The following is a 14,502-nucleotide window of genomic DNA, read 5'->3' as shown; positions in this document are numbered from 1 at the left end:
AGGCATAAAAAAAAACTTTTGCTATTTAGCAAAAGTCTAAAATTAATATTTTATTCCCTTAACAAGGCATCGCGTTTAATACTACTTTAGGATCTGTAACTGTACCAATCATTCCCGGTTTTAAGTTCACACCTAATGCAATATTATCTTGTTTTAAATCTTCTAGCCATTCTTCAAATACTTCAGTTTCTACTTCGATGATGTCATATTCCTCAAAGTCATTGTGATGTACTTTTTCTACAAGTTTTCTTGTACTCCATACTGTCATCATATTTGGTAAGCTGCTGTCTTCTTCTGAAACGATAATAAATTGCTTTTGCCCTTTTACTGTTAACCCGTATACATAGTCTTCATTACAAATATCTTCAGCAAATTCTTCAATACGAATATCATCTAACTCACTCATGATTTGTTCGATAAATCTTATCGCTTCGACTTCTGTACCTGAAAATTCTTCATAACGGTCTACTATGAATCGGTCACCTTCGTCTAATATATCGTCCATTTCATAAGTTACAAAGCGGTCTAGATCTAATTCCATCACTTTTTCGTATGTTGTAATGTTAGTTTCTTTTAAATACTTTTCTGCGTATTCTTGTTTTGACCAAATTAAACGAGTATTTGTATCTGCATCTCTTAAAATTCTTTTATCTGTTAGAACAACGTAAAATTTTTCTTTCGTTAATATTTGTTTGAACATAGACATATCCTGGATAGCCATTGTTATACCACCCTCTTCTTTATATTTAATACCAATAAAATATAGTATATTTAAAAGCTATAAGTCAATGAAAATTTGCTTTAATTTCCATAATTATTTTAAATGCTATTCATCGTAGAGTTCAGAAAGGAATTTTTGTTCTAATTGAAGTGCTTTAGATTCTGTTTCAGCATGCCATATGCCAGCAAATCTTGCATTTACTTTATTCTTTCCAAACCAATCCCCATCGAAGAATGAGAGTGGATAAAGATGGCCATCTTCAACATATTTTTCAATCACTTTATAAAAGTGTTCGTTATCTCCTTTTGCATGGTAACTTAAAAATTTATGAAAACCATCTTTTAATCTATTTTTAAGTAAAAGCATACTCGTTGAACCATTTTGTCTAAAGTTTAAATCTATGGCATATATTTTTCCTTCTTTATCTATCAGTAAATCAAAGCCTGAAACACCTTTATAACCATATTCAACACCATTTTGCATAATTTCATATCCTGCATCTATAACGCTTTGTGGTACTTCGTCTGAATTAACATTACCATTATAAAATCCGTAGTCATCTGTTAATTGTTTAACTGCCCCTATATATTGGATACCAGTATCTTCACTATATACATATTGCACACAATAATTGTCTACCTCTTCGATAAATTGTTCTATAATAATATGTTCTGTTTCAGTAGCTTCTTTAATTCTTTGATTTGCTTTCTTTAGATCATCTTCAGTATAACATATCATAACCCCATACCCACCTGCTGTCGGTAATTCATCTCCCGGCTTTAATACAAGAGGTAGTTCCCAATTTTTAATTTCTTCTTCATATTCTTTAACACTAACACATTCACGTCTAGGTAAATACTTTCCTTTAGTCCACTGTGATAATTTCGATTTATTGTTTAAGTCTATAAACTTTGGTTTATATATAGCATAATCGTCCTTATCACATAAATGTTCTCCATGAATATATTGAAAGAATATTTTATTACGCTTATTTGTTAATTGTTGTATCAATTGTTCGTAACTTTCTTTATCTTTAAAACGATGTATATTGTCTGGCACTTTTTCTCCAACTAGATTTAACAAATCTTCTATCCTTTTTGTTAAACATGCTTCATGAATAATCATTGGCATTTTACTAATAACCAATTCTCTAGCTGTTAAAAAATTAGATTGATCTTCTTCGGCTTTTAACCAAGGATTATCTTCATAGGATGGCCTCGAATTATAGATAATATTATCTTCATATAAATCTTTAAGTGTTAATAATAAAGGTTTATGATAGGCTTTTGTCATAATAAGTTCTCCCTTAATGTTTGATGATGCTCGATAATCTCATTTCTAAGGGGTACGTTCTCTATTAATTCTAATCCCATCGATGCTAATATTTTAGCACCGCTTATCAATGCTTTATCTCCCATTGTACTTGCTGCAGCTTGGCAAAATTCTTTCGTATGACCAACTAAATTAGATGGTCCGATTTTAATATGTGGATGTATAGTAGGTATGATATGACTTACATTCCCCGTATCTGTTGATCCAAAACCAAAATCATCTTCTATAACATCTTCTCCTAAAGATTCTGCATGTTTTCTAAACAATTCATCTAAAGGTTTATTAATAACAAATTCATTTACACCGTTTTGTATTGGTCTTACTTCTGACTTACAACCAGTTTGCAATGCAGCTCCTTCAGCGATTTTTCGAACTCTATCAGTCAGTTCATCTAAATGTTTACGTGAGGTTGCTCTAGTATAAAATCTTGCATGTGTAAAATCAGGAATAATATTTGCCGCTTCACCTCCATTTAATATTACACCGTGCACTTTATCTGTTTTCTTAATTTGTTGTCTCAACATACTTACACCGTTAAAGAAGGACAACATAGCGTCTAAAGCATTAATCGCTTCAAAAGCATTCTCAGACGCGTGAGCACTCCTTCCATAAAACTTTACATCGAATACATCTACTGCTAATGATGGCACTGTGACATACGTCTCATGGCCAGGGTGTACCATAAGTGCAATGTCTAAATCGTCTATAATACCCGCTTTAACATAACTAGCTTTAGCGCTACCATTAACCCCGCCTTCTTCTGCTGGACAACCAAGCACGACTATTTTACCGCCCACTTGGTCAATAACTTTTGATAAACTAATACCTGCTAAAACGCTCGAAGTACCGATTATATTGTGTCCACATGCATGCCCTAAGCCTGGCAATGCATCATATTCCGCTAAAAAACATATCGTTGGACCTTCTATTTTCGTGTCATATGTAGCTATAAATCCAGTCGGATGCTTTGCTATATTTTTCTCTATCTTAAAATGATGATTTTTCAGTTGATCACTTAACAATCTTGAAGCAAAAACTTCTTCATTACCTAGTTCTGGACGTTCGTGTATTTGATGGCTCATAGACAAATATAAGTGTTTATTTTGTTCAATATAATTTAAAATATTTTGCGATAAATTGCTCATTCACTATACAACCTTTCCAATATAAAAGCGCACTCCTTAGTTAGGAAATGCGCCAATCGAAATTTTATCTCTCAGTTGAACACTGCAGGATTTGGCACCTTTCCATGTAGGGAGGTTGCTGGACGTCAAAGGGCCTTTCCCTCAGTCACTCTTGATAATACGTATGAAATTGTTTTAATTCTAACTTTAACACTCGGATATGTCAATGTTTTGCGAGCGCATCATTTGAGTTTAAGTACCATTTTTCAGCCTTTTTCTCAAATTCTTTAATCATACTATCTTTACCTTGATAATACTCTACACTATCCGCTGGAAAATCTATAGATAAGTCATGTTTAAGGCGACTATATCGTTCTCTCTCGCCGTTAAATGTTCTCAAATAATCTCTAAAAGAAATAAGTCTCAATATGTGTGGGCTGTCTTCATCATAGATATGTAAATGATGAGAGACATCACCGTTATGATTATATTTTTTAAAATAACGATTTCCAATAACGCCTCGTTCTCCTTTAGACTCGTAACCTAGTGCAGATAATTCCTTTGTATAATCATCTATCGTTTCACTATCTTTTACCACCATTAAAATATCAATGATAGGTTTAGCTGATAACCCTGGGATAGCTGTAGATCCAATGTGTTCTATATTTATGCTATGTTCTTTTAATAACGATTGTAAATATTTCTTTTCTTCTAAAAAAAGATGTTGCCATATACTATCGTATGGGACGACTCTTAATCTCTCCATACACATCACTCCATTTTCAGAATAATTTATTTTATTATCTTATAAAGTAACACATAAAGAAAGTAATTGAAATCTGAATTTATTGTTTTTTCAAAATTTACTTGATATAATGATGCCGAAATCAAAGGAGGAATCTTCATGACAAAGATGAATGTAGAAAGTTTTAATTTAGATCACACTAAAGTAGATGCACCATTTGTAAGACTTGCGGGAATTAAAGAAGGTTTAAATGGAGATGTTATTCACAAATATGATATTCGTTTTAAACAACCAAATAAAGAACATATGGAAATGCCCGCTTTACACTCTTTAGAACATTTAATGGCTGAAAACATTAGAAACCATACTGATAATGTTGTAGATGTAAGCCCAATGGGTTGTCAAACAGGCTTTTACGCTTCATTTATAAATCATGACGATTATGATGATGTCTTAAATATTATAGAAAAAACGTTAAAAGATGTTGAGCAAGCTACAGAAGTTCCAGCATGTAATGAAGTACAATGTGGTTGGGCAGCAAGCCACTCATTAGAAGGTGCCCAACGACTTGCAACTGAATTCTTATCGAAAAAAGATGGATGGAATGTAATATTTAAAGAAGATTAATAAAATACACTATTATGTTTAAAATAGAAAAAAGGAGTGAAACGGAGATTTAATTTTTCAAAAAATCTCTGTTTCACTCCTTTTTAATTACATTTTTCTAACGATTTTAATAAGTACATATTGTAATGGTAATCTACCCCATAAAGCCCATGTAGGTAATTGTTTCCCATTTAACGGTATATTTTTTTGTGCCATATATACGTTTGCTGGAAATACAGCAACTAAGAACCATTCAATTAATTTCTTAGTCATACTACTTGGTTTTCTAACGAGTAATAAAATACCGAAAATAATTTCCATCACGCCTGAAATCCATACAATTCCTTTTTTAAAGGGTAAGAAATTAGGTACGATAGCTTCAAAACCTTCTGATCTCATAAAATGCATAAGGCCTGCAAAACTAAATGCAAGACCAAAAATACGTCTTACTGCGTTCATTATTTAATCCCCATTTCACTTAAATAGCTCTTACCGAACTGCGGTAATTCTACATTAAAGTTATCTGCAATTGTTGCACCAATTGAACTAAACGTTGTATCCCCTGAAAGTTCGTGGTATTCCGTAATGCTTGGACTAAACATTAATAATGGAACATATTCACGAGTATGGTCAGTACCATCAGCTGTTGGATCATTACCGTGATCTGCTGTAATAATAACTAAATCATCTTCGCGAACATTTTCTAACAATTCACCTAAACGATTATCGAAATCTTTAATTGCTTGAGCGTAACCTTCTTTATCTCTTCTATGGCCATATAACGCATCAAAATCAACTAAATTTAAGAAACTAATTCCTGTAAAGTCTGTATCTACAACTTTAAGAAGTTGGTCCATGCCGTCCATATTATCTTTCGTACGTATTGCTTTTGTTACACCTTCTCCGTCATAAATATCATTAATTTTACCAATTGCAATTACATCGTAATCTGCATCTTTTAGCGTGTTCATGACAGTTTTACCAAATGGTTTCAATGCATAATCGTGTCTATTAGATGTTCTTGTGAAATTACCTGGTTCTCCTAAATATGGTCGTGCAATAATACGCCCGATTAAATATTTAGGGTCTTTAGTTAGTTCTCTAACTTTTTCACAAATATCATATAATTCCTCTAATGGAATGATATCTTCGTGTGCAGCAATCTGTAATACTGGGTCTGCTGACGTATAAACGATTAAATCGCCTGTTTCCATTTGATGTTTACCGTATTCTTCTATAATTTCAGTACCTGATGCTGGTTTATTTGCCACAACTTTTCTACCTGTTAAATCTTCTATTTCTTTAACAAGTTCTTCAGGGAAACCTTCAGGATATACTTTGAATGGTTTATCAATATTTAATCCCATGATTTCCCAATGTCCTGTCATTGTATCTTTTCCTACAGACGCTTCACTTAATTTTGTATAAAATGCTTTAGGTTTTTCTACATTATTGATAACTGGTAAAGATTCTATATTTCCAAGTCCTAATTTTTCTAGGTTTGGTAAGGATTCTTTGAAACCTTCTAGCGTATGCTTTAATGTATGTGAACCTTCGTCACCAAAATCTTTAGCGTCTGGTGCTTCGCCTATTCCTACTGAATCCATTACAATTAAATGAATACGTTTAAATCGGTTTGTCATTTGACACACTCCTAATCTGTAATCACTTTATGGATTAAAGTCGGCTTCACTTGTTCATCAGAAATATCAATGTTATTTAAAATTTTCTCTTCAACATCTTTAATATCTTCTTGATTTGCATAGATTGTTACAAGTGATTCTCCTTCTTCAACTTTATCTCCAACTTTTTTATTTAATACTAAACCAACGGCTAAGTCAATTATATCATCTTTTGTAGCTCTTCCTGCCCCTAAAAGCATTGAAGCAACACCAATCTCATCAGCTACAATGTTAGATACATATCCAGATTTTTTCGCCTTTACTTCAAACGTATGTTGAGCTTGAGGTAATTTAGAAACATCATCAACTACCGAACCATCTCCGCCTTGGTTTTCAAGGAATACTTTAAACTTCTCAAGTGCTTTACCGTTTTGGATAACTTCTTGTAATTTTTCTCGTGCCTCATCTAAATTCTCAGCTTTTTTAGCTAATACAACCATTTGAGATCCTAAAGTTAATACAAGTTCTGTTAAATCTTCAGGTCCTTCACCTCTTAACGTTTCTATTGCTTCTTTCACTTCAAGTCCATTGCCAATTGCTCTTCCTAATGGTTGACTCATATCAGAAATAATAGCCATAGTATTTCGCCCTACATTATTCCCTATTTTCACCATTGCATGCGCTAATAATTCTGAGTCTTCTAGCGTTTTCATAAACGCACCAGCACCCGTCTTCACATCTAAAACAATCGCATCTGCTCCAGCTGCAATTTTCTTACTCATTATAGATGACGCAATAAGTGGGATAGAGTTAACTGTTCCAGTAACATCACGTAGACCATAAAGCTTTTTATCTGCTGGTGTTAAGTTTCCAGTTTGACCAATAACAGCTACTTTATCTCTATTTACTAAATCAATAAATTCTTGTTCTGATATTTCTACATGGAAACCTTCAACCGCTTCTAATTTATCTATTGTACCGCCAGTGTGACCTAATCCTCGGCCACTCATTTTTGCTACAGGTATATCTAATGCGGCTACTAAAGGAGCCAATACTAAAGTAGTTGTATCTCCCACTCCACCTGTTGAATGTTTATCCACTTTAATACCTTCAATTTCAGATAAATCAATTTGATCGCCTGATTCAACCATTGCCATCGTTAAATATGCACGTTCGTTATCAGTCATGTCTTGGAAATATGTCGCCATTGCAAAGCTTGAAGCTTGATAATCAGGTATTTCTCCATCAGTATACCCTTTAATGAAAAATTCAATTTCTTCTTTCGTTAATTCTTTCCCGTCTCGTTTCTTAGCTATAACATCTACCATTCTCATAATGAAACCCTCCTGTTTATGAATACGCTTACTTGTAATTCAAAAGATTAAAGGTACATAAACGTACCTTTAATTTTAATAATCTGAATCAGATGATTCACCTTTTAATATTTTTACACCTGCTGAAGCACCAATACGAGTTGCACCATTATCAATCATCGTCTTAACATCTTCGTATGAACGGATACCACCTGAAGCTTTAACGCCCAAATCAGGACCAACTGTTTCTCTCATTAATTTGATATCTTCTGCAGTTGCGCCACCTGATGAAAATCCAGTTGATGTTTTAACGAAATCTGCACCTGCAGCAAGCGCTAATTCACATGCTCTAACTTTCTCATCTTCTGTTAATAAACAAGTTTCAATAATTACTTTAGTTGTTACACCATTTGCTGCTGCTACAACACTTTCAATATCACGTTTAACTTCTTCATCACGACCGTCTTTAAGCGCACCAATATTGATGACCATGTCTACTTCTTGTGCACCTTTTTTAATAGCGTCTTCTGTTTCAAAAGCCTTCACTTCACTTGTTGTTGCCCCTAAAGGGAACCCAATTACTGTACAAACTAATACATCTGTACCTTCTAATGCTTTTCTTGCATGTGCAACATGTGTTGGATTAATACATACAGATTTAAATCCATATTCTTTCGCTTCTTCTAATAAAGCATCAATTTGTTCCAGTGTTGTGTCTGGTTTTAAAGCTGTGTGATCGATATATTTTGCTAATGTCATAGTGAATCCTCCTCGTATATTCTATCTTTAACTATATTATAAACAAGCTTTGAACAAATGTAAAATGATATAAGAAATTTTGTTCATAAATCTAGTAATGCTTGTGCTGTATATTGATCAGTGATCAATATATTACTTAAATGACCTTCTAAAGCACCACGTATAGCAGAAATTTTGTGGTCTCCTCCAGCTACTAAAATAGAATTTTCTATTTCTTTTAGAGCATCTAATTCAATACCTATCGTTCGGTCATTTATAGCTTGATCTGCAACTTCCCCTTGCTCGTTATAAAAGCGTGAACAAATATCTCCTACAGCTGAGTGTTTAATTCTCTCTTTTTCTTCATCGTTAAAAAATCCTAATTTAAATAATAAAGAAGAATCTCTAACTGTTCCTACTGTAAACAAAGCGATATTAACTTGTCTTCCTTGTTCTAAAATAGATTGGATGTGTCTATCTTTTTCTACCATTTGCTTAACTTCTTTCACATCAAATATAACTGGTAGAGGCAAATCTCTAGGTGTCGCATTATAAGCTTGTGCAAACCTTTCAAGGATTTGATGGCTTCTTGTGTCTATATGAGAAAAACTAATACCACCTTTAAGTTGTATTACACCAATATCCTTTAAATGTGTAGACTGTAAAAATTGAGACACTTGATACATTGTTTTACCCCAACTAATGCCAATATTATCTCCATCTTTAACAATAGTATTTAAATATTCCGCGGTACGCTTTCCAATAGCACTTTGTACGTTTAAATAATCATTATGCGATGCATGTTCAACAATACAATCTTTCAATTGGTATTTAGCTTTTAATAGTGAAGCTAAACTTTCAGCATCTTGATATGGATCTTCAATTGTTACTTTGACAAACCCATGTTCTTTCGCGTGATTCAATAATCTCGATACAGTTGGTCTAGAGATATTAAGCTTTTGAGCTATTGCTTCTTGGCTTAAACTATCTTCATAATATAGTTTTGCTACGCGTATGCTGTCTTTATTTTTTTGTAAATCCATCTCCATTCACCACTTTCTTTCAACTTAATCGTACAAAAATTCGCAAAAAATTGAAACAAATGTTATCTTTAAATTGAAAAAACTTTTATTTTTAAAGGAGAAGATAGTTATGACACAAGGGACACCGCATATTCAACCAAATGGTGTAAAAATTGCAAAAACTGTACTAATGCCTGGGGATCCATTACGTGCTAAATTTATTGCTGAAAACTTTTTAGAAAATGTTGAACAATTCAACGATGTAAGAAATATGTTAGGATACACAGGTACATATAAAGGAAAAGAAGTATCGGTTATGGGCTCAGGTATGGGTATCGCTTCAATCGGTATTTATTCTTATGAACTATATAATTTCTTTGATGTAGAAACGATTATCCGAATTGGATCATGCGGTGCTATGCAAGAGAATATCAATTTATATGATATTATTATTGCACAAGGTGCATCTACTAATTCTCGCTATGTTGACCAATTCAACGTACCAGGTTACTTCGCACCAATTGCTGACTTCGGTTTAGTATCAAGCGCTAAAAATAAAGCAGACGAAATTGGAGCAACTACTCATGTAGGTAATATCTTCTCAAGTGATATTTTCTATAATGCAGACACAGAAGTAACAAGTAAATGGGCAAGATTAGGTATTTTAGGTGTTGAAATGGAATCAGCAGGTTTATACGTAAATGCTGCTGCTGCCGGTAAAAAAGCACTAGGTATCTTTACAGTTAGTGACCACTTATTAAGAGACGAAGCAACAACAGCAGAAGAAAGACAAAATTCATTTACTCAAATGATGGAAATTGCTTTAGAAATCGCTGAATAAAAAAAGAAGCTAAGACATTATATGTCTTAGCTTCTTTTTTTATAATGTTGTTACATTCAAAGGAGCTATGTTACACGTGAAGCTCATCTTGCAATATTCAGGTCCCTTATTGTCATTTTTCGTAAAACGTGTCAACAACAGTGCCCTTATTGTCATTTCTCGTAAAACGTGTCAATAACAGTACCCTTATTGTCACTTCTCATCAAACGTGTCAACAACAGGTCCCTTATTGTCATTTCTCATCAAACGTGTCAACAACAGTGCTCTTATTGTCACTTCTTACCAAACGTGTCAACAAGCAAAACTATATACATCAAATATTCTATATTCTTTAATAATAAAAAAGCACCGGCTTATTGAGAATTCTCAATAAGCCGGTGCTTGATAATGAGATAGATTTATTTAAACTGCCTCATTTATATTTTATTATCCTAAGAATGATTTAAGCATCCAGTTGTGTTTTTCAAGACTTGTTACCATACCTAATAACATGTCTCCTGTCATTTCGTCATCTAATTTTTCTGCTAATTGTATACCTTCTTCTAATTGTCCAATTACAGTTGTGAAGTCTTTTGATAATTGTTCTACCATTTGGTTAGCTGATAGATTTTTCTCTGCTTCTTTAACTTCTGACCATTCTAAAGCTTCTTGTAAAGTAGCGATTGGGTTACCATCGATTGCTAAAATACGTTCAGCAATGTCGTCGATATATACACTTGCTTCATTGTATAATTCTTCAAATTTTTCGTGTAGTGAGAAGAAGTTTGGCCCTTTTACATACCAATGATAATTGTGTAGTTTAGTGAAAAGTACTGTCCATTCTGCTACTTGTTTGTTTAATACTTCAATTACTTCTTTATTGTTATTCATTTATTACACTCCTCTAAGATTTGTTTGTTATTTGGTCTCTTTTGATTACAATAACTATTATATTATAATCATTCTAATCTGTCAACGCTATTTACACACTTATTTAGAATCATTATAAATAAGTTGCAAATTCTAAAAGTTTTTTTCTCAAATAAATTAAGGTAAAAGACTACATTAGTCTTTTACCTTATTCACCATAAAATAAACATTTATTTAGATTTTTCGAGTTTAAGTGGTACTTTAATTTCTTTATCTACTTTTTTACCTTCCATCAGTTTCAATACTGAATTTACTGATTCTTGTCCCATTTTTTCAGGTTGCTGAGCGATTGTTGCATCTAACTTACCTTCTTTAATAGATTGCATCGCATCTTCATTTCCGTCAAATCCTACAACGAGTATATCTTTATCGCCTACCGCTTCTATTGCTCCTAAAGCCATCTCATCGTTATGAGAGAATATTGCTTTAACACCTGGATGAGCTTGTAATATGTTTTGAGTGACATTGAGCCCTTCTGCACGATCAAATTTAGCGCTTTGCTTTGCGATAACATCTAATGATTTATCTGCTACTTCATGGAATCCTTTTCCTCTTTCTCTAGTAGCACTTGCGCCAGGTACACCTTCTAATTCAGCGACTTTAGCATTTTCACCTAATTCATCTAAGATAAATTTGCCACCCATCTTACCGCCTTCTATATTATCCGAAGCAATAAATGTAGCGACATCACCTTTATCAACTGATCTATCTAAAGTAATAACTGGAATACCTTCATTGTTAGCAGATTGAACTGCACTAGAAATGGCACTTGAATCAGTTGGATTCACAACTAAATAATCAACCTGTTGTTGAACTAAGTCTTCTATATCATTTGTTTGTTTAGCAGAATCATCCCTTGCATCTACTACTTTAACATTCATACCTTGCTTTTTAGCCTCTTTTTGAAGTCCTTCTTTAATTGAAACAAAAAATGGATTATTTAAAGTCGAAACACTTACCCCTATTGTAATATCTGATTTCTTTTTATTCGTTTTACTACCATTGTCTTTTTTTAATGGAGATTCTAACGAACATGCTGATAAAAACACTACCAACGAAAGAAAAAGTATTAAAAATTTCTTCATCATTTATCCCTCACTTTGTTAATTATTTTTTACGATCTATAAGAACAGCAATTAATATAACAATACCTTTTACTACTTGTTGATAGAATGAAGATACACCTAATAAGTTCAATCCGTTATTCAACACGCCGATAATAAGTACACCAATTAGTGTACCAACGATACGCCCTTTACCACCTGTTAAAGACGTTCCACCTAACACTACTGCTGCTATGGCATCTAGTTCATATGAAGTACCAGCAGTCGGTTGAGCTGAATTTAGACGTGATGTTAATATTGCTCCAGCTAAAGCTGACATTAAACCAGATATACCATAAATTAAGATTTTTACTTTATTAACTTTGATTCCTGAAATTTTAGAAGCTACTTCATTTCCCCCGATGGCATATGTATGTCTACCAAAAGTTGTCTTCTGTAGAATAATTGCCAATACAATAAATACGATAATCATCGTTACTGCCGGTACTGGTATACCAAAGAAATAACCTTTACCAAACAATTGGAATAAATAACTATCACCTAAGTCTGTTATAGGATTACCATCTGTAATAACTAACGTTAATCCTCTAAAAATTGTCATAGTTGCCAATGTTGCAATAAATGGCGCCATGCTACCGAAAGTAACCAAAACACCGTTAAATACCCCTAGTAAAAATCCTCCTAATACACCAACAATTAAAGCTACAATTGGATCAAGACCACTCGTAATTAAAATTGCTGTAAATGCACTTGATAAAGCTAATATAGACCCTACTGATAAATCTATACCACCTGTCAAAATAACAAACGTCATACCAAAAGCAATTAAACCGTTAATAGATACTTGTCTCAATAAGTTAAGTAAATTCGATAAATCTAAAAATGCAGTATTTAAAACACTTATAACAACCACTAAAAGAATCAATCCTATAAATGGTATAATTTTTTCTAACAATGATGATTTAGCTGTTAACTGTTGCATTTAATTCCCCTCCTGTAGCCAATGTCATAATATTTTCTTCTGTAATTTGTTCCGCTTCAACTTGTCCCTTTATTTCTCCTTCTTGTACAACTAAGACTCTATCACTCATACCGATAACTTCTGGTAATTCTGAAGAAATCATTATAATAGAAACACCGCGCTCAGTTAATTCGTTCATTAATTGATAAATTTCTCTCTTTGCTCCAACATCAATACCTCTAGTCGGTTCATCTAGTATTAAAACTTGTGCACCCGTACCAATCCATTTAGCTAAAACTACTTTCTGTTGATTACCACCGGAAAGTGAAGAAACAAGTGCTTTTCTATTTGTTTTAATATTTAGTCGTTTACTCATTTGATCAGCAAATATATGAACAGACTTTTCTTTCGTAAAGCCTTTATTGGAAAAGCTTTCTAAAGAAGGTAAAACCATATTATCTTCAATAGAGAAATCTAATATCAGACCTTCGTCCTTTCTGTTCTCAGTAATAAGCCCAATTCCGTTTTTCATAGCGTCTTCTGGTGAATTAATGGAAACTTTTTTACCGTTAATCGTAATGTCTTTACTGCCTTTATCTATGCCGAATAAACTTCGCATTATTTCAGTTCTGCCAGCCCCCATTAGTCCACTAACACCAAGAATTTCTCCTTTTCTTAATGAAAATGATATATCTTTAATTTGATGTTCATCATTATTTAACGATTTAACGTCCATGATGATATTACCAGGTGAAACAGTTCTTTTCGGGAATTGTTCTGTTAAATCTCTACCTACCATTGATTTAACTATCTCATCATAATTAGTATCATTCGTTTCTTTATATAACACTGTTTTACCATCTCTCATTACAGTTATCTCATCAGATATCTCAAAGATTTCTGCCATTCTATGTGAAATATATACAAATGCAACGCCTTGTTTTTGCAAGCTTTTAATGAGCTTAAACAATTGATTAATTTCTTTATCCGTTAAAGCAGCTGTTGGTTCATCCATAACGATTATTTTAGCGTTCGTCATCAATGCTTTAGCAATTTCTATCATTTGTTGTTCACCAATAGAACATTTTCCTGCAACTTTTTTAAGTGGTATTTTAAAGTTTAACTTTTCAAATACTTTCATTGCTTCTTTCTTCATTTGTCTCTCGTTTAAGATTCCAAATTTATTTCTAATTTCTTTACCAATAAACAAATTTTCTAACACTGTTAATTCTGACCAAATATTTAATTCTTGGTGTATAAAAGTTATGCCTGCTTCTTCAGCCATTTGTGCATCTTTATATTCAATATTTTCATCTTTGTATATTATCTGACCCTCATCTTTGCCGTGTATACCTACTAAAATTTTCATTAACGTAGATTTACCTGCCCCGTTTTCTCCCATCAATGCATGTACAGAAGCTTCCTTTAAAATAAAATCTACCCCAGTTAATACTTTATTTTGTCCAAAAGCTTTATGTATATTCTTCATCTGTAACATGGTAAC

The 14,502-nt window shown here is 32.9% G+C and carries 15 protein-coding genes and 1 riboswitch; of the genes, 2 read left to right on the top strand and 13 right to left on the bottom strand.

Annotated features, from left to right (window positions below; translation table 11 throughout):
* Positions 1-58 precede the first annotated feature (58 nt).
* The 4 genes from ACNMOQ_RS03795 to ACNMOQ_RS03780 form a co-directional block, all read right to left on the bottom strand.
* Positions 59-721 (bottom strand): DUF2750 domain-containing protein, encoded by a 663-nt coding sequence (locus tag ACNMOQ_RS03795; RefSeq protein WP_218706684.1) that lies wholly within the window; start codon positions 719-721, stop codon positions 59-61.
* A gap of 105 nt (positions 722-826) precedes the next feature.
* Entirely contained in the window at positions 827-2,014 is a 1,188-nt protein-coding gene (gene ldmS, locus ACNMOQ_RS03790) for an L-aspartate--L-methionine ligase LdmS (protein WP_218688336.1), read from the bottom strand.
* The gene (locus ACNMOQ_RS03785) at positions 2,011-3,198 is read right to left on the bottom strand and encodes a M20 family metallopeptidase (RefSeq protein WP_070044868.1); all 1,188 of its coding nucleotides are present in this window, start codon (positions 3,196-3,198) and stop codon (positions 2,011-2,013) included. Before ACNMOQ_RS03785 ends, ldmS begins: the two co-directional genes overlap by 4 nt.
* A gap of 61 nt (positions 3,199-3,259) precedes the next feature.
* Positions 3,260-3,359, bottom strand: a riboswitch (SAM riboswitch).
* 41 nt (positions 3,360-3,400) lie between these two features.
* Entirely contained in the window at positions 3,401-3,943 is a 543-nt protein-coding gene (locus ACNMOQ_RS03780; protein WP_016998871.1) for a GrpB family protein, read from the bottom strand.
* A 138-nt stretch (positions 3,944-4,081) separates the two neighbouring features.
* On the opposite strand from ACNMOQ_RS03780, the gene ACNMOQ_RS03775 reads away from it, so the two are divergent.
* The gene (locus ACNMOQ_RS03775) at positions 4,082-4,549 is read left to right on the top strand and encodes an S-ribosylhomocysteine lyase (RefSeq protein ID WP_016998870.1); all 468 of its coding nucleotides are present in this window, start codon (positions 4,082-4,084) and stop codon (positions 4,547-4,549) included.
* An 87-nt stretch (positions 4,550-4,636) separates the two neighbouring features.
* Here ACNMOQ_RS03775 and ACNMOQ_RS03770 read toward each other — a convergent pair whose 3' ends face one another.
* The 5 genes from ACNMOQ_RS03770 to ACNMOQ_RS03750 all read right to left on the bottom strand — a co-directional run bounded on the left by ACNMOQ_RS03770 (position 4,637) and on the right by ACNMOQ_RS03750 (position 9,244).
* Complete coding sequence (locus tag ACNMOQ_RS03770) at positions 4,637-4,987, bottom strand: DoxX family protein (RefSeq protein ID WP_016998869.1); 351 nt, start codon at positions 4,985-4,987, stop codon at positions 4,637-4,639.
* On the bottom strand, positions 4,987-6,171 hold the full coding sequence (gene deoB, locus ACNMOQ_RS03765; protein WP_218706680.1) for a phosphopentomutase: 1,185 nt from the start codon (positions 6,169-6,171) through the stop codon (positions 4,987-4,989). Before deoB ends, ACNMOQ_RS03770 begins: the two co-directional genes overlap by 1 nt.
* Positions 6,172-6,182: 11 nt before the next feature.
* A complete protein-coding gene (locus ACNMOQ_RS03760) occupies positions 6,183-7,484 on the bottom strand; it encodes a pyrimidine-nucleoside phosphorylase (RefSeq protein WP_016998867.1) in 1,302 nt (433 codons plus the stop codon).
* A 75-nt stretch (positions 7,485-7,559) separates the two neighbouring features.
* Complete coding sequence (gene deoC / locus ACNMOQ_RS03755) at positions 7,560-8,222, bottom strand: deoxyribose-phosphate aldolase (protein WP_016998866.1); 663 nt, start codon at positions 8,220-8,222, stop codon at positions 7,560-7,562.
* Between the two features lie 83 nt (positions 8,223-8,305).
* Positions 8,306-9,244: a sugar-binding transcriptional regulator gene (locus ACNMOQ_RS03750; protein ID WP_135031114.1), complete on the bottom strand. Its 939-nt coding sequence runs from the start codon at positions 9,242-9,244 to the stop codon at positions 8,306-8,308.
* Positions 9,245-9,353: 109 nt separating this feature from the next.
* On the opposite strand from ACNMOQ_RS03750, the gene deoD reads away from it, so the two are divergent.
* Positions 9,354-10,064 carry a purine-nucleoside phosphorylase gene (deoD, locus tag ACNMOQ_RS03745; protein ID WP_064204172.1) on the top strand — a complete coding sequence of 237 codons (711 nt, stop codon included), beginning with the start codon at positions 9,354-9,356 and terminating at the stop codon, positions 10,062-10,064.
* 426 nt (positions 10,065-10,490) lie between these two features.
* Here deoD and ACNMOQ_RS03740 read toward each other — a convergent pair whose 3' ends face one another.
* The 4 genes from ACNMOQ_RS03740 to ACNMOQ_RS03725 all read right to left on the bottom strand — a co-directional run bounded on the left by ACNMOQ_RS03740 (position 10,491) and on the right by ACNMOQ_RS03725 (position 14,496).
* Positions 10,491-10,934: a Dps family protein gene (locus ACNMOQ_RS03740; RefSeq protein ID WP_016998863.1), complete on the bottom strand. Its 444-nt coding sequence runs from the start codon at positions 10,932-10,934 to the stop codon at positions 10,491-10,493.
* A gap of 209 nt (positions 10,935-11,143) precedes the next feature.
* Entirely contained in the window at positions 11,144-12,058 is a 915-nt protein-coding gene (locus ACNMOQ_RS03735; protein ID WP_026023602.1) for a D-ribose ABC transporter substrate-binding protein, read from the bottom strand.
* A 22-nt stretch (positions 12,059-12,080) separates the two neighbouring features.
* Positions 12,081-13,019, bottom strand: a complete 939-nt coding sequence (locus ACNMOQ_RS03730; protein WP_016998861.1) for an ABC transporter permease — start codon at positions 13,017-13,019, stop codon at positions 12,081-12,083.
* The gene (locus tag ACNMOQ_RS03725; protein ID WP_135031115.1) at positions 13,000-14,496 is read right to left on the bottom strand and encodes a sugar ABC transporter ATP-binding protein; all 1,497 of its coding nucleotides are present in this window, start codon (positions 14,494-14,496) and stop codon (positions 13,000-13,002) included. The genes ACNMOQ_RS03730 and ACNMOQ_RS03725 overlap by 20 nt, the downstream gene beginning before the upstream one ends.
* Positions 14,497-14,502: the final 6 nt, after the last annotated feature.

Origin of the sequence: Mammaliicoccus lentus (assembly GCF_947036595.1) — a bacterium.
GTDB lineage: Bacteria > Bacillota > Bacilli > Staphylococcales > Staphylococcaceae > Mammaliicoccus > Mammaliicoccus lentus.
This window is presented reverse-complemented; position numbering and strand designations above follow the sequence as displayed.

Bases quoted from the DNA above. Each gene is read 5' to 3' on its own strand.
- deoD (WP_064204172.1), top strand. From the start codon at position 9,354: ATGACACAAGGGACACCGCATATTCAACCAAATGGTGTAAAAATTGCA.
- deoB (WP_218706680.1), bottom strand. From the start codon at position 6,171: ATGACAAACCGATTTAAACGTATTCATTTAATTGTAATGGATTCAGTA.
- deoC (WP_016998866.1), bottom strand. From the start codon at position 8,222: ATGACATTAGCAAAATATATCGATCACACAGCTTTAAAACCAGACACA.
- ACNMOQ_RS03785 (WP_070044868.1), bottom strand. From the start codon at position 3,198: ATGAGCAATTTATCGCAAAATATTTTAAATTATATTGAACAAAATAAA.
- ACNMOQ_RS03730 (WP_016998861.1), bottom strand. From the start codon at position 13,019: ATGCAACAGTTAACAGCTAAATCATCATTGTTAGAAAAAATTATACCA.
- ACNMOQ_RS03750 (WP_135031114.1), bottom strand. From the start codon at position 9,244: ATGGATTTACAAAAAAATAAAGACAGCATACGCGTAGCAAAACTATAT.
- ACNMOQ_RS03770 (WP_016998869.1), bottom strand. From the start codon at position 4,987: ATGAACGCAGTAAGACGTATTTTTGGTCTTGCATTTAGTTTTGCAGGC.
- ACNMOQ_RS03780 (WP_016998871.1), bottom strand. From the start codon at position 3,943: ATGGAGAGATTAAGAGTCGTCCCATACGATAGTATATGGCAACATCTT.
- ACNMOQ_RS03735 (WP_026023602.1), bottom strand. From the start codon at position 12,058: ATGAAGAAATTTTTAATACTTTTTCTTTCGTTGGTAGTGTTTTTATCA.
- ACNMOQ_RS03775 (WP_016998870.1), top strand. From the start codon at position 4,082: ATGACAAAGATGAATGTAGAAAGTTTTAATTTAGATCACACTAAAGTA.
- ldmS (WP_218688336.1), bottom strand. From the start codon at position 2,014: ATGACAAAAGCCTATCATAAACCTTTATTATTAACACTTAAAGATTTA.
- ACNMOQ_RS03795 (WP_218706684.1), bottom strand. From the start codon at position 721: ATGGCTATCCAGGATATGTCTATGTTCAAACAAATATTAACGAAAGAA.
- ACNMOQ_RS03725 (WP_135031115.1), bottom strand. From the start codon at position 14,496: ATGTTACAGATGAAGAATATACATAAAGCTTTTGGACAAAATAAAGTA.
- ACNMOQ_RS03760 (WP_016998867.1), bottom strand. From the start codon at position 7,484: ATGAGAATGGTAGATGTTATAGCTAAGAAACGAGACGGGAAAGAATTA.
- ACNMOQ_RS03740 (WP_016998863.1), bottom strand. From the start codon at position 10,934: ATGAATAACAATAAAGAAGTAATTGAAGTATTAAACAAACAAGTAGCA.